We start from the raw sequence: 22,275 nt of genomic DNA, 5'->3' as shown, positions 1-22,275 counted from the left end.
TCGCTCGCTCGCTCCCGATGGTCGCTCGTTCGCTCATCCCTCGCGCGCGAGCGCGCGCCAGCCGCCACCGCCTCGGTATCCACCGCCCTGACCGCCTCGGTATCCACCGCCCTGACCGCCTCGGTATCCACCGCCCTGACCGCCTCGGTATCCACCGCCCCGAGACGTTTTCATCACACGAACCATCCCACGCGGTATGCGCGCCGCAGTTCTCCGCGAGTACGGTGAACCCCTTTCGATCGAGTCGGTCGCGCCGCCCGACGTCGAGAACCATGGAGCCGTGGTCGCGGTCGAGGCCTGCGGTATCTGTCGGAGCGACTGGCACGCCTGGCAGGGCCACGGCGAGTGGGCCGACGACAGGGTTCCCCGCGGACAGATCCTCGGCCACGAGCCCGTCGGCCGGATCGCCGAAACCGGCGATCACGTTACCGCCTTCGAGGGTGGCGAGCGCGTCGCGATCCCGTTCAACCTCGGGTGTGGCGACTGCGGGGCGTGCGTGACCGGCCACGGGAACGTCTGTCCCGACGACCGCGCGCTCGGGTTCGAGTCCGCTGCACCAGGGGCGTTCGCCGAGCGGGTTCACGTCCCCCATGCCGGATACAACCTCACGGAACTCGGGGAGGGCGTCGCGCCGGTCGACGCGGCGGCGCTCGGCTGTCGGTACGTCACGGCGTTCAACGCGCTCGTCCGCTGCGCCGACATCGCGGCCGGCGAGTGGGTCGCGGTGTTCGGCTGTGGCGGGGTGGGTCTCTCGGCGGTGCAGATCGCGAGCGCGCTCGGCGCACGGGTCGTCGCGGTCGACGTCGACGACGCGACCCTCGATCTCGCGAACGAGGTCGGCGCGATCGAGACGGTCGACGGGGCGGAAATCGACGACGTACCGGGAGCGATCGCGGCGCTCACCGACGGCGGCGCGCACGTCACGATGGACGCGCTCGGGCGGCAGGAGACGTGCCGCGACGCGGTCGAGAGCCTCCGGCGGCGCGGCCGTCACGTCCAGGTCGGGCTGACGACCGACGCCGAGCGCGGCGAGATTTCGCTGCCGACCGACGCGATCGCCCGCGGGGAGATCGACTTTCTGGGAGTGCGCGGGCTGTCGCCGACGGGCTACGACGAGGTGCTCCGGCTGGTCGAGAGCGGCGTTCTCGATCCCGGCCGTCTCGTCACGCGCGAGGTCGGACTCGACGACGTTTCCGAGCGCCTCGCTGCGATGAGCGAGTACCGAACCAGGGGGATCGAGGTCGTCACCGAACTGTAGCTCAGAGCAGCCGCGAGAGGAACTGCTGACCGCGCTCGGTGTCGGGATCCGCGAAGAAGCGTTTGGGATCGCCGGTCTCGGCGATCCGGCCTTCTGACATCAACACGACGCGATCGCCGACCTCGCGGGCGAACCCCATCTGGTGGCTCACGACCAGCATCGTCATGCCCTCCTCGGCGAGACTCCGCATCACTTCGAGCACCTCGCCGACGAGTTCGGGATCGAGCGCGCTCGTCACCTCGTCGAACAGCATCACCTCGGGCTCCATCGCGAGCGCGCGGGCGATCGCGACGCGCTGTTGTTGCCCGCCGGAGAGCTGGTTCGGGTAGGAGTCGGCCTGGCCCGCGAGCCCGACGCGATCGAGCAGTCCCTCGGCGCGATCGGTTGCCTCGGCCTTGGAGAGTCCGCGTACCTTCATCGGGCCGAGCGTGACGTTTTCGAGCGCGGTCTTGTGGGGAAAGAGGTTGAAGCTCTGGAACACCATCCCGATGCGCTGGCGGAGCCGGTCGACGTTCGCGCCCGGGGCCGAAATCGACTCGCCCCCCAGTCGGATGTCGCCCGACTGGATCTCCTCCAACCTGTTTGCACACCGCAGCAGCGTCGACTTCCCCGACCCGCTCGGGCCGACGACGACACACACTTCCCGATCGTCGATCGCGAGATCGACGTCCTTCAGCACGTGTGCCTCGCCGAAGTACTTGTTCACGCCCTCGAACTCGACGAGCGGCGCGTCGTGAGCCCGGCTCATCACTGGGACCCCGCTGGATCGGCGCGCGCTTCGAGATACCGGACGAGCTTGCCGAGCGGGATCGTGATGACGAGATAGAGGATCGCCACGAGCACGATCGGCGTCCACGGGTCGAACGTGGCGCTGTTGACCTCCTGGAAGGTGCTGATGAGTTCGGGCACCGCGAGCACCGAGAGCAGCGACGTGTCCTTGACGAGGATCACCTGGTCGTTGCCGATGGCCGCGAGCGCGTTGCGCCACGCCTGGGGCAACACGACCTCCCGCATCGACTGGACGTAGCTCATGCCGAGCGAGCGCGCGGCCTCCATCTGTCCGTCCGGCACGGCCCCGATCCCGCCGCGAATCGCCTCGCCGATGTAGGCGGCGTGGTTCAGCGTCAGCCCGATGATGGCCGCCGGAACGCTGAAGTTCGAGATCGGGAACCCGCCCGGCGGCCAGAACGCCGGAATACCGACGTAAATGACGATCAGCTGAAAGAGGAGCGGCGTCCCGCGGAAGAACTCGATGTAGCCCGTCGCGATGGTGCGGGTGAATCGTGTCTCCGAGACCCGCCCTAGACCGACGAATATCCCCGCGACGACCGAGAGAACGCTGCTGATGAGCACGATCCGCAGCACGACGACGAAGGCGTCCACGAACTGGGGACGGATGATCTGGACGAACAGGTCGAAATCGACCTGCAGCGCGATGACTGCGGCCAGAAACGCGGCCACGGCGAGCGCGAACGCGCCCGAGATCACGACGCCGACCAGTTTCAGCGCACGATCGTCCAAGAACGGCTCCTCGGTTTCCGTTCCCGACTCGGAGTATGATCCCGCCATCCCTACACATCAGGCGTGGGCGTCGGCATAAAACTGTACGCCTTACCCGCTGAAGTACTCGCTGTAGATCTCGTCGTACGTACCGTCTTCCCTGATCGCGGCGAGCGCCTCGTTGACGCGCTGGAGGAGGGCATCGTCGTCCTCGCGGAACGCGATGCCGTACTCCTCGACCGTGAGGGTGAGATACGGCGGCGGACTCGCGCCCCCGGTTGCGTTCGAGCTCGCGTTCGCCGCCGCACCCTCGCCCTCGAGGAACCGTGCGCCGCTGCCCTCCTGGTTGGCGAACTCGGCGTTGACCGTGTTGTCGTTGACCACCGCCACCACCTGGTTGTTCCTGAGCGCGTCGAACGCCGCGGGGATCTGGTCGTAGCGCTTGATCTCGAGGTCACCGCCGAACTCCTCTTTCAGCCCCTCGGCAGCGTTCGCGCCCGTCGTCCCCTTCTGGACGCCGACCGCCTGGCCCTGCAGGTCCGACTTCGCGCTGATGTCGCTGCCTTCGAGCACGATGATCGTCTGATAGGCGGTGAAGTACGGGTCGGAGAAGTCGACCTGTTCGTCCCGCTCGTCGTTGATCGTCATCGCGCTCATGATGACCCGGAAGTTGCCGTTGTTGAGCGACGGGATGATCGTATCGAAGCTCGTATCCGTGAACTCGTAGCCGATGCCCAACTGTTCCTCGAAGACCGCTGCGGCGATGTCGACGTCGAACCCGGTGAGCTCGTCGTCCTCCGTCGTCCGAAACTCGAACGGCCGGTACGGGATGTCCGAACCGATGGTGACCGTCTCCGGCAGCTCCATGTCGCCGGCCGAGGCGTTGCCCGACTCGTTGCCGGCCGTCGACTCGGCTCCCTCCGTGCCGGTCTCGTCCATCGATTCGTTGCCCGCGGCCGTCTCGGTGGTCTCCCCACCACTCTCGGTGGTTTCTCCGTCTTCGGTGGTCTCTCCCCCGCTCTCGGTCGTTTCCTCGCCACCTTCGGTCGCCGTCTCACCGCTACTCTCGGTCGTGTCACCGCCACTCTCGTTGCCGCCGGAGCCGTTGCCGTCGCCACCGCCACCCAAACAGCCAGCGAGCCCTGCCCCTGCCGTCGCTCCCACAGCCGATTTCAGGTACGTGCGTCTGTCCATGGCCCCTACTGGAGACGGCAGCGAGATAAAATCATCGGTGAGCGCGCGTCTCGTGGGGTCAGTCGCCCGTACTGGCCGGTCCCGACTCGGTCGCGTCCGCGTCGTCCGCATCGGTCGCGCGGCGGGTCGTCCCGGGCTCGTCGTACGCCCAGACGGTGGTGGCGACCAGCGCGGCGAAGATCACCAGCGCGGCGGCGTGGTGGGTCACCTGGACCAGCGCGGTGTAGATCGTCACGGTCGCTCCACCGAGCAGGACCTGGACCGGCAGGACGACGAGCGCGACCGTGCTCGCGATCCGCGTTCGCCGGCTCTTTCCATCGCGCCACGCCACGTAGGTCGTTCCGAGGATGAAGAAGCCAGTGACCATCGCCACCAGGCGGTGGAACCACTCGATGAAGCTCGGCCAGTTCGCCGGGAACAGCCCGAACACCGCGCCGTTACAGAGCGGCCAGCGCGCCCCACACGACAGCCCCGCGCCCGCCGCGGCGGTGTACACCCCGAGCAGGATGAGTGCGAACGTCATCCCGGTGGTGACGGCGGCCAGATGCCGAAAGCGAAGTCCCATCGGTCGCGTTCGGGTCCGAGCGCACTTATCTCTGTCCAACCACTTTTTTTACTGCGGGGGAATCGCGCTCGCTTCGCTCCCGGGTCGCTTTCGCTCCCCGTTCGCAACGAGGCGTTCACTTCGTTCACGCCTCGCTTCGCTCGCGCGACCCCCCTTTGCAAAAAACTGGGCTAAAAACACCCGCTCGCTCACTCGCCTACGGCTCGTTCGCTCGCGGTAGAACTGCTGGCACTTCCCGCCCCGCAGACCGCGACTGCACAGCACCGCCGAAGCCCTCGGCCCGCAGAGCGGGCCTCGCCCTTCATCCGCCAGGAGAGCAAGCTCTCCTGAGCCTCGACTCACTCCGTTCGTCGAGACGCCAGGGCCGTCCGCCCCGCCACCGCCCCGCCGACCGCCACTGCCCCCGCCCGCCACCGCACCGCTCTCCACCGTCCGTCGGTGTTTCGTTGCGAGCCGCACGTCACGAAGTTCGTCGATCGTCGAAAATCGATTTCGGATACGCTTTTTACCCTCCGCCGAACAGGGCGGGTATGGGACTCGACGAGGATTCACTCGACTACCACGAGCGCGAGCCGCCGGGCAAGATCGAGATCTCGACCACCAAGCCCACGAACACCCAGCGCGACCTCTCGCTCGCGTACTCGCCGGGTGTGGCCGCGCCGTGCGAGGAGATCGCCACGGACCCCGACGACGCCTACACTTACACCGCGAAGGGCAACATGGTGGGCGTGATCTCGAACGGCTCCGCGGTGCTCGGCCTCGGCGACATCGGCGCGCAGGCCTCGAAGCCCGTGATGGAGGGCAAGGGCGTCCTGTTCAAGCGCTTCGCCGACATCGACGTCTTCGATATCGAGCTCGACGAAGCCGACCCCCAGGAGATCATTCGGACCGTGACCGCGATGGAGCCCACCTTCGGCGGCATCAACCTGGAGGACATCAGCGCGCCGGAGTGCTTCGAGATCGAGGAGAGCCTCCGGGAGTCGATGTCGATCCCGGTCTTTCACGACGATCAACACGGGACGGCGATCATCTCCGGGGCCGCCCTCCTGAACGCCGCCGACATCGCCGAGAAGGACCTCGCGGATCTCGACATCGTCTTCTCGGGCGCGGGCGCGAGCGCGATCGCCACCGCTCGGTTCTACGTTTCGCTCGGCGCGCGCAAGGAGAACATCACGATGTGTGACTCCTCGGGGATCATCACCCAGGAGCGTGCCGACCATGGCGACGTCAACGAGTTCAAACAGGAGTTCGCTCGGGACGTTCCCGAAGGTGATCTCGCGGACGCGATGGCGGGCGCGGACGTGTTCGTGGGGCTGTCGATCGGCGGGCTCGTCGACGAGGAGATGGTGCGCTCGATGGCGAGCGATCCGATCATCTTCGCGATGGCGAACCCCGACCCCGAGATCGGCTACGAACAGGCGAAGGCCGCGCGCGAGGACACCGTGATCATGGCGACCGGGCGGTCGGACTACCCGAACCAGGTCAACAACGTGCTCGGGTTCCCGTTCATCTTCCGGGGCGCGCTCGACGTCCGCGCGACCGAGATCAACGAGGCGATGAAGGTCGCGGCCGCCGAGGCGCTCGCGGAGCTCGCCCGCCAAGACGTGCCCGACGCGGTGGTGAAGGCCTACGGCGACCAGCCCCTCCAGTACGGCCCCGACTACATCATCCCGAAACCCGTCGATCCTCGGGTGCTGTTCGAGGTCACGCCCGCGGTCGCGCGGGCGGCGATGGACAGCGGCGCGGCCCGGGCCGAGCTCGACACCACGGCGTACGTCGAGGAGCTCGAAGCCAGGCTCGGCAAGTCCCGCGAGATGATGCGTGTGGTTTTGAACAAAGCGAAGGCCGATCCGAAGCGGGTGGTGCTCGCGGAGGGCGACGACGAGAAGATGATCCGCGCGGCCCACCAGATCGACGAGCAGGGGATCGCCATCCCAGTACTGATTGGCGACCGCGACCGGGTCCGGCGGACGATGGACTCGCTGGGGTTCGACTTCGATCCCGAGATCGTCGATCCCTACGAGGACGACCTCGAACCCTACGCCGACCGGATCCACGAGCTCAGAAAGCGCAAGGGCGTCACCCGGACCGAGGCCGCGGACCTCGCGCGCGACGAGAACCACCTCGGCAGCGTGATGGTCGAGATGGGCGACGCCGACGCGATGCTGACGGGACTGATGCACGACTACCCCTCGGCGCTCCGGCCGCCGCTCCAGCTCATCGGCACGGCCGACGACGCGGAGTACGCCGCCGGGGTCTACATGCTCGCGTTCAAGAACCGGGTGGTGTTCTGCGCCGACGCGACCGTCAACCAGAACCCCGACGAGGAGGTGCTCGCGGAGATCACGCGCCACACCGCCGACCTCGCCAGGCGGTTCAACGTCGAACCCCGCGCCGCCCTGCTCTCCTACTCGAACTTCGGCAGCGTCGACAACGAAGGGACTCGCAAACCTCGCCGCGCCGCAGGGATGCTGCGCGACGATCCCAGCGTGGAGTTCCCGGTCGACGGCGAGATGCAGGCCGACACCGCCGTCGTCGAGGACATTCTGGAGGGAACTTACGGGTTCTCGGACCTCGACGGGCCGGCGAACGTCCTCGTGTTCCCGAACCTCGAAGCCGGCAACATCGGGTACAAGCTCCTCCAGCGCCTCGGCGGCGCGGACGCCATCGGCCCGATGCTGGTGGGGATGGATCAGCCGGTTCACGTGCTCCAGCGCGGCGACGAGGTGAAGGACATCGTGAACCTCGCTGGCGTCGCGGTCGTCGACGCCCAGGAGAACGGCGAGTAGCGGAAACGTCCGTGCCCTTCGGACGCGGTTCCCCGAACGCGAGCGAAGCGAGCGCCCGGTCTCTTTCGTCCATGTTTTTGCGCCGAATCGCGGAGATCGCCTGTGCGCGAGGTAGTCACAGGTAACGAAGGTTCAATCCGCTCTCGTTCGATCGAATAGTATGGTCGGGTCGTCGGTCGTCATACTGGTGGTCTTCGGGCTCGTCCTCGTCGGCGGACTCGTCACCGGCATCACGGGGTTCGGCCAGGCCATCGTGAGCACGGCGACGATCGCCACGGTGTTGGACCCCGAGCGGGCGGTCACGGTGATGATCCTCCCGCTGCTCGCGGCGAACGTCTCGCTGGTTCGAGAGCTCGACGCGGACGGGCTCCGGCGCTGTGCCACGCGTTTCTGGCCGTACGTGCTCGCGGCCACCCTCGGAACGCTCGTCGGGATGGCGCTGCTTGGCCGGGTCTCGACTGGTCTTCTGTCGCTCGCGCTCGGCGTGTTCACGCTGCTCTACGTGCTGTTGAGCCAGGAGTGGGTGACGGTTCCCGGCAAATCGCGTCTCGCGGGATGGTGTTTCGACGAACGGCCGGCGCGTCTGGCGGGCCTCGGAGTCGTCTCGGGGGCCGTCTTCGGCGCGAGCAACGTCGCCGTCCAGATCGTCGCCTTTCTCGACAGCCGTTCGCTCGATCGGCGGACGTTCGTTGGCGTGCTGGCGATGATCCTCGTCGGCGTCTCGGCGGTGCGGGTCGCGGCGGCGTTCGCGCTCGGGCTCTACGGCACCGGTGAGCTGTTCGTCGTCTCGGCCGTCGCGGCACTCCCCAGCCTTCTTGGCGTCGCCGCCGGTCAACGGGTCCGCGGCGTGATCCCCGAACGATACCAGGCCGCTGGCGTCTTCGTGCTGCTAACGGTGATCGGGCTGCGACTGTCGCTCACGGGAGTCCAGAGCCTCTGAACCACTTCGATCCGAACGCTAGGTGGTCGCGGCAGCGGTGCGGTGGTGGTGCGGGGGCGGGAGCGGTAGTGGTGCAGGCCTGGCGTCCTGCGGTCGCGGAGCGACCGCAGCGCTCGGGAGAGCTTGCTCTCCTGGCGGATGAAGGGCGAGGCCCGCTCTGCGGGCCGAGGGCTTCGGCGGTGCTGTGCAGTCGCGGTCTGCGGGGCGGGAAGTGCCAGCAGTTCTACCGCGAGCGAACGAGCCGTAGGCGAGTGAGCGAGCGGGTGTTTTTAGCCCAGTTTTTGCAAGGGGGGGTCGCCGCAGGCGACCCTCCGCAGTAAAAAGGTTCAGGTGAAGTGAACGCCCAGATCCGCGAGATCGTCGTTGCTGGCGGCGACGTTGATCAGTAGCGGCGTGAGGCTCTCGACTGCGGGGGCGGCCGCGAGCGGGCCGGCGTCGAGCCCGCGGAGGCCGTCGATGGCGTCGACGAGATCGGTCACGGTGGCTTTCGCGCCATCGTCGTCGCCGATTACGGGCACGTCCCAGCCGAGATCCGAATCGAGATCCGCGAGCCGACCGGCGGCGAGGCCGTGGAACGCGCCCACGACGGGGACACCCGCTGGTGCGGCGTCGGCGGCGAGCGCGGTCACGCTCCCGACGCCTGGCGGGTTGTACTGCATCACGCCCTCGTCGCGCTGCATCCCGACCGCAGGGCTCACGAGGGGGGTGTCGTCGAGCGAATCTGCGACGGCTTCGATGGTGTCGGCGAGGTGGTACGCCGGCACGCAGGCGATCGCGACGTCCGCTCGGTCGGCCGCCATCGGGTTCGCGAACCCGTTGATCTTCGTGTCGATCCCGCGACCCGCGAGCTCGTCCTCGTAGGCCGCAGCGCGATCGCGGGCCTTCTCGGGGTCGCGCGAACCGACGACGACCTCGTGATCGGTGTCGCGCATCAGTCGCAGCGCCAGGCCTTCGCCGAGGTCGCCCGTGCCGCCGAGGAGTGCGATCCGCATGACGTACCCTTCGCAGTGTTGCGAATAAGCGTTGCGAGCGTCACCCGTGGTCGCCGGGTTCCGGTTCGGCCGATTCCAGTACTGCGCCGAGATCGTTCACCGTCTCGACCACAGCTTCCGCACCCGCTCGCTCGAACTTCTCGCAGCCTCGCTCGCCAGTGAGTCCGCCGGTCAGCACTCCCACGCCGAGATACTCGCGGTCGGGATCGGCCTCGTTCGCGTTCGTCGCCGTCCGGACGTCGTCGAGCGTGTCGCCGACGAAGACCGTCTGCCGAGCGTCGAACTCCTCGGCAAGTGCGACGAGCGCCGTCGGGTCGGGTTTGCCTGGCGCGGGATCGTCCATCGTGAACCGATGGTCGTCGGCCACGTCGAGCCCCACCCTGTCGAGCGCGATGTCGGCCTCGGCGGCCGGACGCCCAGTAAGAACGCCGACCGAAAACTCGCTCGTCAGCCGGTCGATCGTCGCCGGATCGACGAGCGTCGGTTCGTCGTTGATCAACCCCTCGCCAGCGAGCTCGGGCTCCGGCTCGCCGCCTTCGAGTTCGCGGTAGAGCTCGCGCCCGAGATAGCGCTGCTGGAAGACGTCGCGGAGTCGATCGCGATCCCACGCCGCGAGCACGCGCTCTCGTTCGTCGGGTGCGAGCGTGTCCGCGACCACCGTCTCTGCGGCGTCGAGCCCGCCGCCCGTCCCCGCGATGTGGTCGGTGAACTCCTCGGTCGTCATATCGAGGCCCTCGCGCGACGCGAGGACGTAGAGCGCGACCGCGCCCGTGAGCTCCCAGTCGTCGTTGAACCCACCGGCGTCCTTGAACGCCTGGAGTTCGCTCTTTGCGATCGTCTCGTCGTACACCGTTGCGACCGACTCGACGATCGTCCGGCGATACGAGTCGGCGACGTCCACGAGCACGCCGTCGACGTCGAGCACGACCGCATCGCCCTTCACGCGCGCTCACCCCGTTGCCCCGCGTCGTTGCGCCCGGTCCGTGCTCTGCGGTCGACTCGATCACGCTCGGCCTGGCCACGCTCGGTCGCTCGGTATAGCGTGCCGCCGGGGAGCGTCTCGGTCGTGGTCGGCACGGTCGGGAACTCGCCGCCGAGCGTGGTGAACAGAAAAGCGGCATCCGCCTGCCGTGCGAGATCGCGCGCCGGTCGATGGAGTTCGGGCGGGAGATTGCGGGCGTAGATCGCGCCCGCGTCGGCGTAGATTTCGAGTACGGGATCGGTCACGTCGTCGCGGACGAACGCGACGCCGTCGGGCACGGCGCAGGAACGAACGTCGGTGGCCGTGACGGTCGCCCCGGCGTCGGCGAGCGCGCCGGCGAGTCCGGATCGCGCGCCGATGCCGATCTCGACGAGCCGATCGAACCCGTCGAGGCGTGCGGCGAGGGCGCGAGTGAGGGGGTTCACGACGGGGCGTTTATGATCGGGGAGTCCTAACCCCTTCGCATGCACGTCGACATCGTGCCGGTCGGCGACGTCCCCGCACCGATCACGCGCGCGGCCTCGGCCGGGCTCCGATCGGTCTACGACTGCGACGCCACGCTCCACGACGCCCGTGCGCTCCCCGACGACGCCTACGACGAGGGTCGCGGCCAGTACCGCGCCGAGGCGTTCATCGAGCTCGCCGGCCGGGTCGGTGCGGCCGAGAAGAACATCGCGCTCACTACCCAGGATCTCTTCTACCGCCGGCGCAACTACGTGTTCGGCCTCGCCTACCTCTCGGGCAACGGTAGCGTGGTCTCGACCTACCGGCTCCAGACGCCCGCCGACGGCGGCCGCTCCGAGCGCACCGAGGACGACGTCTTCAACGAACGCGTCCGGAAGGAGGTCGTCCACGAGATCGGCCACACGCTCGGCCTCGAACACTGCGACGACGACCAGTGCGTGATGAACTTCTCGCCGACGGTGCGCGAAGTCGACGTCAAACGACAGCGCCTCTGTGGCGACTGCCAGCAGGTCGTCGACTGACCGCCCGGACCGACGACTCACCCACCCAATTCCTCACTCGACCGGCCGGAGTTCGGCGCTGAAGTGACGCAGTTCCTCCATCGCGGGTTCGTCGACGATCTCGTATCCCTGGAGGTCCTCGCGGCGCTCCGCGACCGCCGCGAACGTCTCGGCGACGTGTTCGAGATGATCTCGGAAGTACGTCCGCCGGGGGAGACAGAGCCGGACGAGCTGGTCTCGCTCGGTGCCGGGGAAGGCGAGTTCGCCGAGTTCGACCCCGCGCACGCCGCCCTCACGATAGAGCGCACAGACGAGCGCCTGGCCCGGGAACTCCTCGCGGGGAATCGACGGCAGGAACTCGCCAGCGTCGACGTAGACCGCGTGACCGCCGGTCGGGGTGCGGATCGGCACGCCGACCTCCTGGAGGAGTTCGCCGAGCTCGGCGACCTGCTCGACGCGCGATTCGATGTAGGCCTCCTCGACTGCCTCGCGCAGCCCGACCGCCATCGCTTCGAGATCGCGGCCCGCCATCCCGCCGTAGGTGGTGAACCCCTCGAACAGGATCGCGCGCTGGCGGGCCTGTTCGTACAGTTCGTCGTCGTCAGCGCGTACGCCGACGAACCCGCCGACGTTCGCGAGGCCGTCTTTCTTCCCGCTCATCACGATCGCGTCGGCGACCGCGAGCTGCTCGCGCGCGACGTCGGCGACGCTCTCGCCGGCGAACTCGGTCTCGCGCTGGGTGACGAAGTAGGCGTTCTCCGCGAACCGGCAGGCGTCGATGACGAACTTTGCGTCGAGGTCGTTCGCGACCGTGCGCGCTTCGCGGAGGTTCTCGATGCTGACGGGCTGGCCGGCGAGGGAGTTGTTCGTGATCGTGACGACCACCGCGGGGATCCGTTCCGCGCCGACCTCGCTCGCGAGATCGCGGACCGCATCGACGTCGAGATTCCCCTGAAACGAGTGGTTCAGATCGCTTTCGATCGGGCAGTCGACGGGCTCGCCGCCGTTGTTCGTGATGTGCGCCCGGGTCGTGTCGAAGTGGGTGTTGTTCGGAACGTAATCGCCCTCCGAGAGCAGCGACCCGTAGAGGACGTTCTCCGCGCCGCGGCCCTGGTGGGCGGGGACGATGCGCTCGAATCCCATCACGTCCGCGGCCGCGGATTCGAGGCGCTGGAAGCTCTCGCTGCCGGCGTACGATTCGTCGCCGCGGTGCAGCGCCGCCCACTGCTCGTCGCTCATCGTCCCGGTGCCGCTGTCGGTCAGAAGGTCGACGAACACCGCGTCGGCGTCGAGTTCGAAGGCGTTGTAGCCCGCCTCGCGGAGGTGGCGTTCGCGCGCCTCGCGCTCGGGGAGTTCGATCCGCTCGACCGCTTTCGCTTTGTACGCTCGCATACCGCATCTACAGCCGAAAACGTGAAAACACTATCCGAGGAGAGACGTGGAACAGCGGGCGCTTCCGGCCCTCAGTGGTCATTCCTGGCTATCGGTGCGGTCGGTGATCGCTGACTGGGATCGACATCCAATTCACGACGAGACCGCCCAAAACCGAACGCTCTGTGGGACGTCCCACAGTATCTCGGGGAGATCGCTCTCTGCTGGGTCGTCCTCCTCGACCTCGTGGCGCTGATGTTCGATGAGCCGTCGCACCTCGAATCCAGCGTCGACGAGGGCGTTGTGGAGGTCGGCAACCGTTCGATCGAACACGAACAACGTCGATTCGTAGTCCTCGTCGACCGTGATCTCCCGGGAATCGGCGTCGAAGTAGCTCCCCTCGAGGGTCCTCGTCTCGTTATCGAGGTTCTCGTAGAGGGGATGCGGGACGCTGAGCACGAAGACACCGCCATCCCGCAGGACGCGATGGGCTTCGCCGAGCGCCTGGTCGAGATGTTCGACCATCTGGAACGCCGCCTCGGAGGACGCGATATCGAACCTGTCGTCGCCGAACGGCAGGCTCGTCACGTCGCCGCTGACGAACTGCGCATCGACACCGTAGAAATCCCGCAGCTGCCGTGCGTGTCGCAACTGCTCGCCGGAGAAATCGATCCCAACGGCGGTCTCAGCCCCCAAATCGGCCGTGCCGACGGTTCCTTGACCGCCACCACACCCCAGTTCGACGTACTCTTTGTCGTCAACGGAGGCGAGTATGTCGGGTTGAGGGGTTCCTGGCGCATCCGGATCGAACGGGGACGGAGCCGGTGGGAGTTCCCCCTCCGCCGTGTTCGCGTTCCACAGCGCCTGGAAGTCTTCGCTCCACTCGTTCCAGAGTCGTCGGTTTTCCCGCTTGTGCTCGGCCATGGATCGCCGTCATCCGCACGCAGTATCAATATTGTGCGCGTTCGGTGCGCCGCCACACGCAGTCGATCCCCAACTGCTGGGAGGAGTTGCACGAAACGACGGAGTGTGCCGAGAATCCGTATCGCACCTATCCCTGCCCGACAGTGCTGTTCGAGCTGTGTTTCGGGGATTTCAGGGCGCGTAGTAGTACTCGCCCTGGTCTTTCTGCTCGCGGTCGAGCTGGCTGCCGGGCTTGTTGATCCGCGGCCGGCCGACGCGCTCGTCGCGCCGGAAGGTGACGTCGAGATCCGCGAGGAACTGGTTCATCCCTTCGCGCATCCCCACTGGCGTGCCGGCGTGGCCGGACTGTGCTGGTTCGCCGTCGAACACCAGCAGGCGATCGGCCAGCAGGTCGATCATGTAGATGTCGTGATCGATCACGAGCGCGGTCGCGTCGTGGTTCTCGGTGTACCGCCGGATGGCCGAGGTGGCCTGGACGCGTTGCTCAACGTCCATGTGGGCCGAGGGCTCGTCGAGCACGTAGAGGTCGGCGTCCTCCGAAAGGCAGGCCGCGATGGCGACCCGCTGGCGCTCACCGCCGGAGAGATCAGTGAGGTTCTGCTCCATGATGCGTTCGAGCTGGAGGGGTTGGGCGATCTCGGTGTTCCAGTAGGAGCTCCCGAAGTCGTTCGTGATCGACGAGAGGAAGGCATCGACCCGCATCGGCTGGTCGATCTCGATGTACTGGGGTTTGTACGCGACGTCGAGTGCGGTCCCGACGCTGCCCTCGTCGGGATCGAGCTCTCCCGCGAGAAGCTCCGCGAACGTCGACTTCCCGATACCGTTGGGACCAACGACGCCGAGCACCTCGTTCTCGTTGATCGTGCCGCCCTCGACAGTCAAGGAGAACTCGCCGTCGCCGTAGGACTTCGTGAGATCGGGATACTCGACCAGCGGGGAACTCGCCGCCGCGGTCCGCGGGGCGTGTTCCTCGAACTCGATGGCGTTCGGGCGAATCCGCATGTTTTCGTTTTCGAGATAGCCCGCGAGGTACTCGTTGATCCCGTTTTTCACCGACTTCGGCCCGGTGACGACGCCGTAGGCTCCGGGCTCGCCGTAGGCGACGTGGAGCGAGTCCGCGAGGAGATCGAGGATCGCGAGGTCGTGTTCGACCACGAGCACCGACCGATCCTCGCCCAGGTTGCCGATCAGCCGCGCGGCGGCCATCCGCTGGCCGATGTCGAGGTACGGCGTGATCTCGTCGAGGAAGTAGAAGTCGGCCTCGCGCGCGAGCGTCGCCGCGAGCGCGACCCGCTGGAGCTCGCCCCCCGAGATCGAATCGATCGGCTGGTCCATCACCGGCCCGATCGAGAGCCGTTCGACGAGCTCGTCGAGCACGCCACGCTCGTCGGTCCGTTCGAGGAGTTCCCTGGTGTTGCCGTCGAAGCGATCGGGGATCCGATCGACGTACTGGGGTTTTCGCGCGACCGTCACGGACCCTTCTTGAAGATCTTCGAGGTAGCTCTGGAGTTCGGTGCCGCGATACTCGTCCATCACTCCCTCCCAGTCGGGTTCCTCGTCCCACTGTCCGAGGTTCGGGGTGATCTCGTCGGCGAGGATGCGGACGGCCGTGGTCTTCCCGATCCCGTTCGGGCCGAGGATCCCGGTAACGCGGCCCTCCTGGGGGGCGGGCAGCCCGTAGAGCGAGAAGGCGTTGTCGCCGTAGCGGTGGACGGGATCGTCCTCAAGTTCCTGCGGGAGGTTGATTATCTCGATCGCGTCGAAGGGACACTTCTCGACGCAGATCCCGCAGGTCTCGCCGAGACAGATCTCCTCGGAGATCCGGATCTGGTCGGGATCGCCCTCGTCGGCGTCCTCGCCCCGGGTGGTGATACACTCCTTGCCGGTGCGATTCGGCGGGCAGTAGTTCGCACACTCGTAGTTACATCTGTCCGGCTGGCAGCTATCGAGGTCGACCACCGCGATCGAGTCGTCGGCCATTACAGCGTGGCCTCGGTGGTGAGGAGGATCGTCCAGGTCACGAACCAGAGCGCGAACGTCATGAACGCGACGTAGAGGTTGTCCTTGATGCCGAAGTCCTCGACGTCGACGCCGAGCAGCCGGAGCACCGGCAGCTGAATGATGATCGCACCGGCGAGCGGGTAGAGTCCGATGGTGTCCGTCGCGCCGCTCGCAAGCATCGTCGAGACGAGCGCGGCCGCGATACCGGAAAGCGTCGTGAGGGAGACGACCGTCAGACTCCGGCGGTGACCGGCCCGCTCGTCTACGGTCTCGGTCGACATACACCGACTCGGCGACCCGCGCTCAAAAGCCGTTCGCTCTCGTCGGGCCCCGAACCCGTCCGTGAGTCCGGGTTCGGTCCCGCCCGGACCGCACCTTTATGCACGTCGCGTTCGTGCGTTTCGCCAATGAGCGAAACCGACACGGAGGGGCTCGTCGACCTCCCGCCGAGCGCGAAACTGGTCTACAAGGTGCTCGAGTACAACGGCGCGCTGACCCAGAAGGGGATCGTCGAGGAGTCGATGCTCTCCGCCCGCACCGTCCGGTACGCCCTCGAACGCCTGGAGGGGATCGAGGCGGTCGACGAGGACGTCTACTTCGCCGACGCGCGACAGAACCTCTACGAGATCACGCCCGAGGCCGAACCGGAAGCCAGCGCCGAACCGGTGGTCTGCGACGATTGACGGGACGGCCGACGCGACCGATCACTCGAGCTGTTCGATCCGTGACTGGCTCTCGACGGCGACACCGCCCGAGAGGTCGACCTGCGGGTAGGGGATGTCGATGCCGGCCTCGTCGAAGCGCTGCTTGACGTTTTTCACGTATTCGCCCCGTATCTGGAGGAAGTCGGCCCGGTTGGGGTTCGCGATCCAGAAGCGCGAGACCAGGCCCACGTAGGAGTCCGCGAGCGCGGCGTCGCTCATCCGAACCGTGGGGACCGGGTCGTCGAGGATGTCGGGATGTTTCTTGGCCTCGTCGAGGATGATGTCGGTCGCCTGCTCGATGTCGTCCTCGTAGCCGATCCCGAAGGTGAACGTGATCCGAAGCTCGTCGTTCGCCACCGGGTTCTTGATGACACCCCCGGTCAGCACGGCGTTCGGCACCGTGAGGAGTTCGTTGTCGAAGGTGCGCACGCGGGTGACCCGGAACGTGATGTCCTCGACCACGCCGGCGTAGGTCCCGCTCCCGCCCGGCCACTCGATCCAGTCGCCGATCCGGAACGGCCGGTCGGCGTAGATGAACGCGCCCGCGACGAAGTTCGAGAGGGTGTCTTGGAGCGCGAGCCCGATCGCGAGCGTCGCGGCCGCGGCGATCGCTGCGATCGAGGTGAAAAACCCACTGAGACGGGCGGCCTTGAACGCGACCGCGAGTGCGACGAAAAAGAGCAGGACCTTCAGAAGCCGCTGAATCGGCTTTTTCTCGTGGGCATCGAGACCACGACGGTCGAGCGCCCGGCCGAACAGCGGGACGACGATCGCCCGGCCGAGCGCGTAGGCCACGATCAGCGCGACCACGAACGAGATCGCCGCGCCGAGGAGTTTCGGATACGGGACGCCGAACTCACGCAGCGTCCGGCCGACCGGCCCGATCCCCTCGACGGTGACGTTCCCGGTCTCGTTCCCGTCGGTCCCGTTGCCCGTCGATTGTCCAAGCTGCAACACCAACCCCGACAGTATACCGGTCTCCATCAGTGGTACGTGGCGGTGTTGCCCCGGGTTTCGATCACGTCGGCCGCAGCCTGCTCCGCCAGCCGCTCGGCCAACTCGTCGGTCGTCGTCCCGCCGCGCGCCGCCCGGAGGAACTTCACCTTCACGAGGTCGCGATCGCGGAGCTGACTTTCGAGTTCTCCGGCGACCGCGTCGACGCCGCCTTTCCCGACCCGGAGCGTGGCATCGACCTCGTGGGCACGCTCTCTGAGCGTTCGCTCGTCCTTTGTCATGCTCCGCCGTCGTCGCCGGTCGGACGTAAGCCTACCTATACGGGTAGCGCGCCTGCGAACCGCACTCACACGTGATGACAACGTGGCCGTCCCGGGTCCGAACCCGACAGTTCCGGCCCGGTCGGAGGTAGGCGTCGCAGACGTCACACGAGAAGCGTTTGAACCGACGCGGCAGCGACCGGCGGTTCCGTTCGGCGACCCGGCGCGCGATCCGGACGTACTCCTTCGCGCGATCGTCGTGGCCCGCGCTCGCGGCGTCGGCGGCGAGCGCGTGGAGGCGTTCGATGCGTTCGTCGGCGAGGGTCATCGTTGCGGTCGGCCGGAGCCGTTCGACGGTGGTTCACCGCCGGCGTACATCGGTCTTGCCTTCGCGTTCCGGTGGAGTTATTCGGCCCGCCGTCGCGGATCGGATGTGCGCGCGCTCAACTACCTCGAACTCGAAGGCGTGCTCGAACGCAGCGGCTGGGCCACCGCCGCCGCCCAGCAGCGCCAGGCGCTCGCCGCCACCGATATCGGGGTCGTGACGTCGCCGTGGCGCGGCGGCGACCTCCCCACAGCCGCCAGGTCGCTCGCGTCGGGTGAGGGTCCTTTCGCCGAGTACGACCTCGCGCACTGTCATGCGCCCGGTCCGGGGAGCCTCGCGGTCGCCCGCCACGCTCGCAGGTATGAAATTCCGCTCGTCCTCCACGCCCACATGACCGCCGAGGACTTCGGCGAGTCGTTCCGGTTTTCCTCACAAGTGGCCCCCGCGCTCGGCCGATACCTCCGGTGGTTTTACTCCCTGGCCGATCTCGTGCTGTGTCCGAGCCAGTACACGAAGGGACTGCTCGAAGGCTACCCCGTCGACGCCCCCATCAGGACGATCACCAACGGCGTCGATCGCGATGCGCTCGCGGGCCACGAGTCGCTTCGCGGCGAGTACCGCGATCGATACGATCTCGACGGCACGGTCGTGTTCGCGGTCGGCAGCGTCTTCGAGCGCAAGGGTCTCACGACGTTCTGCCGGCTGGCCGAGGCGACCGACCACGAGTTCGCATGGTTCGGGGCGTACGACACCGGCCCGCACGGCTCGTCGGTGGTGAAACGCTGGACGAGCGACCCTCCCGAAAACGTCACCTTCACCGGGTGGATCGACGACAAGCGCGGCGCGTTCGGCGCTGGCGACGTGTTCTGCTTCCCGACGAAGGACGAGAACCAGGGTCTCGTCGTGCTGGAGGCGATGGCCTGTGGCAAACCGGTCGTCATCAGCGACATTCCGGTGTTCGAGGAGTTCTTCACCCACGGCGAGGACTGCCTGAAGTGTGCCTCGGCGAGCGAGTTCCGCGCGGCACTCGATCGACTCGCCGACGACCCCGCACTCCGCGAGCGTCTCGGGGCGAACGCACGCGAAACCGCGGCCGAACACGGACTGAAACGGGTGGGTGCGGAGCTGTCGGCGATCTACCGCGAAGTCACAACGGCTTAATCCGTCCTGCGTGAACCACCGCCGATGCCACCAGACGTCGCCGCGTTCACCGACACCTACCTCCCGACGGTGAACGGCGCCACGTACACCATCCGGACGTGGCGCGAACGCTGGCTCGGTCGCGGCGGCCGGATGGACGTGGTGTACCCGGGGAGTTCGCACGACCCCGACACCGGCGAACACCCGGTCAGAAGCCTCCCGTTCCCGTTCTACGAGGGGTTCCGACTCGGCGCACCCACCGTTCCGGACGCGGTTCGGGACATCGACATCGTCCACGCCCACTCGCCGTTCGGGGTGGGGCTCGCGGGGCTCCGACTCGCCCGCCGGACCGACCGGCCGCTGGTCGCTTCGTATCACACCCCGGCCGCGGAGTACGCCGGCTATCTCGCGGAGGGCTGGCTGATGAACGGCGTCGCCCGCGCCGGCAACGCCTACGAGCGGTGGTTCCTCGACCGCGCCGACCACGTGATCGCGCCGAGCGACACCGCGAAGGCCGACCTCGAAGCTCGCGGTGTCGGCCCCGTTTCGACGGTCGCCAACGGGATCGACGTCGATCGGTTCGCGCCGACCGACGCCGCGGCGTTCCGTGCGCGCCACGATCTCCCCGGGAGGGGCGAGCGCCCCCTCGTCGGCTACACCGGCCGTCACGGCTTCGAAAAACAACTCTCGGACCTCGTTCGGGCGATCGACGGCACCGACGCCGTCCTGCTCTTCGGTGGCGACGGTCCAGCGCGCAAAACCTTGGAGGAGCAGGTCGCGGGGAGCGACGCCGACGTTCGCTTCCTCGGCTTTCTCGATCGTGAGGAACTCCCCGCGTTCTACTCCGCGCTCGACGTTTTCGCCTTTCCGAGCCCGGTGGAGACCCAGGGCCTCGTCGCGCTCGAAGCGATGGCCTGTGGGACACCGGTCGTGGGCGTCGAGGCGGGCGCGCTCGTCGAAACCATCGACGAGGACGCGACGGGCTATCACTACGATCCCGGCGACGTCGCAGGCTTTCGCGCCGCGCTCGACCGGGCGCTCGCCGAACGTGACCGGCTCGCCGAGACCTGCCTCTCGCGGCGCGAGTCGATGGGTGTCGAGCGCGCGGTCGACGCGCTCGCGGCGGTGTACGACGCGGTGTTGTGAACCACCGTTTCGGATCGTGACCGACCGGGCGACGACGACCGATTCGACGACGCCGGTCTCGCTACTCCTCGATCGTTGCCTTCAGTTCGATCCGGTAGCCGAAGGGGTCCTCGACGTACACCGCCGGCGCACGCCCGGTCGCCCCGAGCGGCGAATCGTGTCGGTTCTCGATCGTCACGCCCGCTTCGTCGAGCTGACGTTCGACCGTCGCGACCTCGTCGTCGATCAGGATCGCCACGTGGTTGAACCCGTTCCCGGATGGGGGTTCGAACTCCTCGGTCGGCCAGAGATGGAGCACGTGTGCCGGGGCGAGCCGAACGTCGAAGAACGGCTTCTCGTCGGCCTCGTACCGGTCCATCCCCTCGATGGTGAACCCGAGCCGGTCGCCGTAGAACTCGACCGCTTCCTCGGGACCGTCCGCCGGAACGCGCAGGTTGAGATGGTCGATCGCGGTGGCGTCCATCGGTCAGTCCTCGACCTCGCCGTCCTCCCACCCCTCGGAGAACACCCGATCGTCGTCGACGCCGAGGTCGGCGAGGCGCTCCTTGGTGTCGACGACCATCCCCGGGACGCCACAGACGTAGAAATCCCTGTCGAGCCCGTCGAGGCGGTCGTCGAGGTGGTCCTGGACGTGGCCGGTCGGACCGGCCCACTCCTCGTCAGAAAGCGAGTATATCACCGACAGTTCGTCGTGTTCGGCCGCGAGCTGGTCGAGAGTCTCGCGATACATGACGTTCTCCTGGCTTTTCTCGCCGTAGAAGAAGTCGACTTCGCCGGTGCCGACCTCGAGGTACTCCTTGAGCATCGCGATCATCGGCGTGATGCCCGTCCCCGTGGAGACAAAGGCCACGTCCTCGTCGGCGTTGCGGAGGGTGAGATTGCCGCCGAGGTCGCCGAGGGTCACGACGTCGCCGACCTCGCGCTCGTGCATGTACACCGACGCGGTGCCGTCGTCGTAGCGCTTGATCGCGAGCGTGAGCCGCTCGTTGCCGGGCGTGTTGGTCGCCGTGTACGGCCGGACGACCTGTTCGTCCTCCTCGTCGTCGGGATCGTCGCGCTCGAATCGTACTGTTGTATGCTGGCCGGGCTCGAACTCGAACGCCTCGTCGGCCTCGATCACGAACTGCTTCACCCGCGGGGTCATCCGGTGGATCGACGTGATGGTCGCGTCGAACGGCATACCGGTTCATCGGTCGGGAGCGACCTAAACGACGGGCTTGCGGAAGCCATCGACCCGTGCTCCCGTTCGCAGCGGTGCCCTCAGGCTGCGGTGTCGTCGAGGCCCGCGTAGGTCCGTGCCATCGCGATCCAGAGGAAGACGAACGCGATCGCGACCGCGAACATCCCGGCGAACAGCCCGAGGGGCGCGAGCGAGCCCGCGAGCGCGGTCGCGAGGGCAACCGAGACGACGAACAGGACCGCGTCGATCAGCAGCACGGCGACGGCGAGCGCGAGCAGCGTCGTCCGGTGGCCGTCGGTGGCCCGCCAGCTCCGCGCGAGCGCCGAAACGGCGTTCGCGTCCTCGACCGCGACGAACGGCAGCGCGAGCAGGAGTGCGCCGAGGACGAACGCGCCCGGCACTACCAAGACAGCGAGCCCGACCGCGACGAACGCGGCCACGACGAGCGCGCCCGCGAGCCAGTTCACGAGTCCCGAGGCGACCCCGTGGGTCAGGTGCTCGCGCTCGACGACCCCCCACCGGGTCGCGAACACGCGGATCGTGACGAGGCCGACGTAGCCCGCGACCACGCAGACGAGCGCGAGCCCCACCAGAGGAACCGGTTCGAGCGCGAGGTCGAACGGGTCGCCGGTCCCCGAGAGTACCGCGTCGGGCGCGACGCGATAGACCGGTCCGGCGAGGAGTGCGGCGATCGTCTGGATCACGGCGAGCGCGAGGAGGAGGAGCAACGCTGGGCCGGTCGCCAGCCGCCGGAGCGACTCGCGAAGGACCGTGGCGACGCCGAGTGTCATATCCCGAGTGACTCGATCCCGAATACTGTGCCTTGCGGTTTCGTCGGCACTCGGCACGTCAGAGCATGACCCGTGATCCACACTGCCGACGAGTGCACGATGGACTTCACGTAGAAGACACTCAAAAGCGAGAACTCACATCCTTGAAGGAATCCGTCTGCTCGTTCCCGTCGTCAGTGATCACGGCGGACGGCGAACGAAAGCGGAGCTGGACTCGCTGATAACTTTTATCGAAATTCGGCAAAAGAGTTTAGACTACTGATGGGCCTGGCCCGATCCGATTCATCGACATCG

The 22,275-nt window shown here is 67.4% G+C and carries 24 protein-coding genes; 7 read left to right on the top strand and 17 right to left on the bottom strand.

Features of this window, described 5'->3' with window-relative positions; all coding sequences use genetic code 11:
• Nucleotides 1-196 precede the first annotated feature (196 nt).
• Nucleotides 197-1,258: a zinc-binding dehydrogenase gene (locus TX76_RS02055; protein ID WP_049898713.1), complete on the top strand. Its 1,062-nt coding sequence runs from the start codon at nucleotides 197-199 to the stop codon at nucleotides 1,256-1,258.
• A gap of 1 nt (nucleotide 1,259) precedes the next feature.
• Here TX76_RS02055 and TX76_RS02050 read toward each other — a convergent pair whose 3' ends face one another.
• From TX76_RS02050 to TX76_RS02035, 4 genes are read right to left on the bottom strand one after another with little or no spacing between them, the layout of a single operon-like run.
• Nucleotides 1,260-2,006, bottom strand: a complete 747-nt coding sequence (locus TX76_RS02050) for an amino acid ABC transporter ATP-binding protein (protein WP_049898712.1) — start codon at nucleotides 2,004-2,006, stop codon at nucleotides 1,260-1,262.
• Nucleotides 2,006-2,827: an amino acid ABC transporter permease gene (locus TX76_RS02045; protein ID WP_049898711.1), complete on the bottom strand. Its 822-nt coding sequence runs from the start codon at nucleotides 2,825-2,827 to the stop codon at nucleotides 2,006-2,008. The genes TX76_RS02050 and TX76_RS02045 overlap by 1 nt, the downstream gene beginning before the upstream one ends.
• A 42-nt stretch (nucleotides 2,828-2,869) precedes the next feature.
• Nucleotides 2,870-3,952 carry a basic amino acid ABC transporter substrate-binding protein gene (locus tag TX76_RS02040; protein ID WP_049898710.1) on the bottom strand — a complete coding sequence of 361 codons (1,083 nt, stop codon included), beginning with the start codon at nucleotides 3,950-3,952 and terminating at the stop codon, nucleotides 2,870-2,872.
• 58 nt (nucleotides 3,953-4,010) lie between these two features.
• Nucleotides 4,011-4,517 carry a COX15/CtaA family protein gene (locus TX76_RS02035; RefSeq protein WP_049898709.1) on the bottom strand — a complete coding sequence of 169 codons (507 nt, stop codon included), beginning with the start codon at nucleotides 4,515-4,517 and terminating at the stop codon, nucleotides 4,011-4,013.
• Between the two features lie 530 nt (nucleotides 4,518-5,047).
• Here TX76_RS02035 and TX76_RS02030 point away from each other — a divergent pair.
• Both TX76_RS02030 and TX76_RS02025 read left to right on the top strand, forming a co-directional pair.
• Complete coding sequence (locus tag TX76_RS02030) at nucleotides 5,048-7,306, top strand: NADP-dependent malic enzyme (RefSeq protein ID WP_049898707.1); 2,259 nt, start codon at nucleotides 5,048-5,050, stop codon at nucleotides 7,304-7,306.
• A 160-nt stretch (nucleotides 7,307-7,466) separates the two neighbouring features.
• A complete protein-coding gene (locus tag TX76_RS02025) occupies nucleotides 7,467-8,246 on the top strand; it encodes a sulfite exporter TauE/SafE family protein (protein WP_049898706.1) in 780 nt (259 codons plus the stop codon).
• A gap of 326 nt (nucleotides 8,247-8,572) precedes the next feature.
• On the opposite strand, the gene npdG is transcribed toward TX76_RS02025, so the two are convergent.
• Genes npdG through TX76_RS02010 form a run of 3 tightly spaced genes read right to left on the bottom strand, consistent with a single transcriptional unit; the run spans nucleotide 8,573 to nucleotide 10,645 of the window.
• Complete coding sequence (gene npdG, locus TX76_RS02020) at nucleotides 8,573-9,238, bottom strand: NADPH-dependent F420 reductase (protein WP_049898705.1); 666 nt, start codon at nucleotides 9,236-9,238, stop codon at nucleotides 8,573-8,575.
• A gap of 40 nt (nucleotides 9,239-9,278) precedes the next feature.
• Nucleotides 9,279-10,181: a TIGR01548 family HAD-type hydrolase gene (locus tag TX76_RS02015; protein WP_049898703.1), complete on the bottom strand. Its 903-nt coding sequence runs from the start codon at nucleotides 10,179-10,181 to the stop codon at nucleotides 9,279-9,281.
• Nucleotides 10,178-10,645, bottom strand: coding sequence for a UPF0146 family protein (locus TX76_RS02010; RefSeq protein ID WP_049898702.1), 468 nt, complete (start codon nucleotides 10,643-10,645; stop codon nucleotides 10,178-10,180). The genes TX76_RS02015 and TX76_RS02010 overlap by 4 nt, the downstream gene beginning before the upstream one ends.
• A gap of 39 nt (nucleotides 10,646-10,684) precedes the next feature.
• On the opposite strand from TX76_RS02010, the gene TX76_RS02005 reads away from it, so the two are divergent.
• Nucleotides 10,685-11,206 (top strand): archaemetzincin family Zn-dependent metalloprotease, encoded by a 522-nt coding sequence (locus TX76_RS02005; protein WP_049898701.1) that lies wholly within the window; start codon nucleotides 10,685-10,687, stop codon nucleotides 11,204-11,206.
• A gap of 33 nt (nucleotides 11,207-11,239) precedes the next feature.
• Here TX76_RS02005 and TX76_RS02000 read toward each other — a convergent pair whose 3' ends face one another.
• From TX76_RS02000 to TX76_RS01985, 4 genes are all read right to left on the bottom strand, one after another.
• Nucleotides 11,240-12,577 (bottom strand): tryptophanase, encoded by a 1,338-nt coding sequence (locus TX76_RS02000; protein WP_049898699.1) that lies wholly within the window; start codon nucleotides 12,575-12,577, stop codon nucleotides 11,240-11,242.
• A gap of 132 nt (nucleotides 12,578-12,709) precedes the next feature.
• On the bottom strand, nucleotides 12,710-13,480 hold the full coding sequence (locus tag TX76_RS01995) for a class I SAM-dependent methyltransferase (protein WP_049898698.1): 771 nt from the start codon (nucleotides 13,478-13,480) through the stop codon (nucleotides 12,710-12,712).
• Between the two features lie 171 nt (nucleotides 13,481-13,651).
• Nucleotides 13,652-15,460 (bottom strand): ribosome biogenesis/translation initiation ATPase RLI, encoded by a 1,809-nt coding sequence (locus TX76_RS01990; RefSeq protein WP_049898697.1) that lies wholly within the window; start codon nucleotides 15,458-15,460, stop codon nucleotides 13,652-13,654.
• The gene (locus TX76_RS01985) at nucleotides 15,460-15,762 is read right to left on the bottom strand and encodes an EMC6-like membrane protein (RefSeq protein WP_049898695.1); all 303 of its coding nucleotides are present in this window, start codon (nucleotides 15,760-15,762) and stop codon (nucleotides 15,460-15,462) included. Before TX76_RS01985 ends, TX76_RS01990 begins: the two co-directional genes overlap by 1 nt.
• A gap of 126 nt (nucleotides 15,763-15,888) precedes the next feature.
• On the opposite strand from TX76_RS01985, the gene TX76_RS01980 reads away from it, so the two are divergent.
• Nucleotides 15,889-16,164: a hypothetical protein gene (locus TX76_RS01980; RefSeq protein WP_049898693.1), complete on the top strand. Its 276-nt coding sequence runs from the start codon at nucleotides 15,889-15,891 to the stop codon at nucleotides 16,162-16,164.
• A 21-nt stretch (nucleotides 16,165-16,185) separates the two neighbouring features.
• Here the strand turns inward: TX76_RS01980 and TX76_RS01975 are convergent, their stop codons facing one another.
• Genes TX76_RS01975 through TX76_RS01965 form a run of 3 tightly spaced genes read right to left on the bottom strand, consistent with a single transcriptional unit; the run spans nucleotide 16,186 to nucleotide 17,727 of the window.
• Complete coding sequence (locus tag TX76_RS01975) at nucleotides 16,186-17,169, bottom strand: mechanosensitive ion channel family protein (RefSeq protein WP_049898692.1); 984 nt, start codon at nucleotides 17,167-17,169, stop codon at nucleotides 16,186-16,188.
• Nucleotides 17,169-17,420 carry a YhbY family RNA-binding protein gene (locus TX76_RS01970; RefSeq protein WP_049898691.1) on the bottom strand — a complete coding sequence of 84 codons (252 nt, stop codon included), beginning with the start codon at nucleotides 17,418-17,420 and terminating at the stop codon, nucleotides 17,169-17,171. Before TX76_RS01970 ends, TX76_RS01975 begins: the two co-directional genes overlap by 1 nt.
• A gap of 31 nt (nucleotides 17,421-17,451) precedes the next feature.
• The gene (locus TX76_RS01965) at nucleotides 17,452-17,727 is read right to left on the bottom strand and encodes a ribonuclease P protein component 4 (RefSeq protein ID WP_049898690.1); all 276 of its coding nucleotides are present in this window, start codon (nucleotides 17,725-17,727) and stop codon (nucleotides 17,452-17,454) included.
• Between the two features lie 105 nt (nucleotides 17,728-17,832).
• Between TX76_RS01965 and TX76_RS01960 the strand changes: the two genes are divergently transcribed.
• Nucleotides 17,833-18,885, top strand: coding sequence for a glycosyltransferase family 4 protein (locus tag TX76_RS01960; protein WP_049898689.1), 1,053 nt, complete (start codon nucleotides 17,833-17,835; stop codon nucleotides 18,883-18,885).
• A gap of 24 nt (nucleotides 18,886-18,909) precedes the next feature.
• On the top strand, nucleotides 18,910-20,010 hold the full coding sequence (locus TX76_RS01955) for a glycosyltransferase (protein WP_049898688.1): 1,101 nt from the start codon (nucleotides 18,910-18,912) through the stop codon (nucleotides 20,008-20,010).
• Between the two features lie 61 nt (nucleotides 20,011-20,071).
• On the opposite strand, the gene TX76_RS01950 is transcribed toward TX76_RS01955, so the two are convergent.
• The 3 genes from TX76_RS01950 to TX76_RS01940 form a co-directional block, all read right to left on the bottom strand.
• Nucleotides 20,072-20,473: a VOC family protein gene (locus TX76_RS01950; protein WP_049898687.1), complete on the bottom strand. Its 402-nt coding sequence runs from the start codon at nucleotides 20,471-20,473 to the stop codon at nucleotides 20,072-20,074.
• Between the two features lie 3 nt (nucleotides 20,474-20,476).
• A complete protein-coding gene (locus TX76_RS01945) occupies nucleotides 20,477-21,190 on the bottom strand; it encodes a ferredoxin--NADP reductase (RefSeq protein WP_049898686.1) in 714 nt (237 codons plus the stop codon).
• A gap of 80 nt (nucleotides 21,191-21,270) precedes the next feature.
• Complete coding sequence (locus TX76_RS01940) at nucleotides 21,271-21,981, bottom strand: hypothetical protein (protein ID WP_049898685.1); 711 nt, start codon at nucleotides 21,979-21,981, stop codon at nucleotides 21,271-21,273.
• Nucleotides 21,982-22,275 lie beyond the last annotated feature (294 nt).

Source organism: Halococcus agarilyticus (assembly GCF_000334895.1).
Classification (GTDB): domain Archaea; phylum Halobacteriota; class Halobacteria; order Halobacteriales; family Halococcaceae; genus Halococcus; species Halococcus agarilyticus.
Note: the sequence above shows the minus strand (reverse complement) of the source record. Positions and strands in the feature narration are given on the sequence as shown.

Coding starts and splice junctions, on each gene's coding strand:
- TX76_RS02045 (WP_049898711.1), bottom strand. CDS start 2,827: ATGGCGGGATCATACTCCGAGTCGGGAACGGAAACCGAGGAGCCGTTC.
- TX76_RS01995 (WP_049898698.1), bottom strand. CDS start 13,480: ATGGCCGAGCACAAGCGGGAAAACCGACGACTCTGGAACGAGTGGAGC.
- npdG (WP_049898705.1), bottom strand. CDS start 9,238: ATGCGGATCGCACTCCTCGGCGGCACGGGCGACCTCGGCGAAGGCCTG.
- TX76_RS01990 (WP_049898697.1), bottom strand. CDS start 15,460: ATGGCCGACGACTCGATCGCGGTGGTCGACCTCGATAGCTGCCAGCCG.
- TX76_RS02005 (WP_049898701.1), top strand. CDS start 10,685: ATGCACGTCGACATCGTGCCGGTCGGCGACGTCCCCGCACCGATCACG.
- TX76_RS02000 (WP_049898699.1), bottom strand. CDS start 12,577: ATGCGAGCGTACAAAGCGAAAGCGGTCGAGCGGATCGAACTCCCCGAG.
- TX76_RS01985 (WP_049898695.1), bottom strand. CDS start 15,762: ATGTCGACCGAGACCGTAGACGAGCGGGCCGGTCACCGCCGGAGTCTG.
- TX76_RS01950 (WP_049898687.1), bottom strand. CDS start 20,473: ATGGACGCCACCGCGATCGACCATCTCAACCTGCGCGTTCCGGCGGAC.
- TX76_RS02055 (WP_049898713.1), top strand. CDS start 197: ATGCGCGCCGCAGTTCTCCGCGAGTACGGTGAACCCCTTTCGATCGAG.
- TX76_RS02030 (WP_049898707.1), top strand. CDS start 5,048: ATGGGACTCGACGAGGATTCACTCGACTACCACGAGCGCGAGCCGCCG.
- TX76_RS02025 (WP_049898706.1), top strand. CDS start 7,467: ATGGTCGGGTCGTCGGTCGTCATACTGGTGGTCTTCGGGCTCGTCCTC.
- TX76_RS01945 (WP_049898686.1), bottom strand. CDS start 21,190: ATGCCGTTCGACGCGACCATCACGTCGATCCACCGGATGACCCCGCGG.
- TX76_RS01955 (WP_049898688.1), top strand. CDS start 18,910: ATGCCACCAGACGTCGCCGCGTTCACCGACACCTACCTCCCGACGGTG.
- TX76_RS01970 (WP_049898691.1), bottom strand. CDS start 17,420: ATGACAAAGGACGAGCGAACGCTCAGAGAGCGTGCCCACGAGGTCGAT.
- TX76_RS01980 (WP_049898693.1), top strand. CDS start 15,889: ATGAGCGAAACCGACACGGAGGGGCTCGTCGACCTCCCGCCGAGCGCG.
- TX76_RS01975 (WP_049898692.1), bottom strand. CDS start 17,169: ATGGAGACCGGTATACTGTCGGGGTTGGTGTTGCAGCTTGGACAATCG.
- TX76_RS01965 (WP_049898690.1), bottom strand. CDS start 17,727: ATGACCCTCGCCGACGAACGCATCGAACGCCTCCACGCGCTCGCCGCC.
- TX76_RS02050 (WP_049898712.1), bottom strand. CDS start 2,006: ATGAGCCGGGCTCACGACGCGCCGCTCGTCGAGTTCGAGGGCGTGAAC.
- TX76_RS02040 (WP_049898710.1), bottom strand. CDS start 3,952: ATGGACAGACGCACGTACCTGAAATCGGCTGTGGGAGCGACGGCAGGG.
- TX76_RS02035 (WP_049898709.1), bottom strand. CDS start 4,517: ATGGGACTTCGCTTTCGGCATCTGGCCGCCGTCACCACCGGGATGACG.
- TX76_RS01940 (WP_049898685.1), bottom strand. CDS start 21,981: ATGACACTCGGCGTCGCCACGGTCCTTCGCGAGTCGCTCCGGCGGCTG.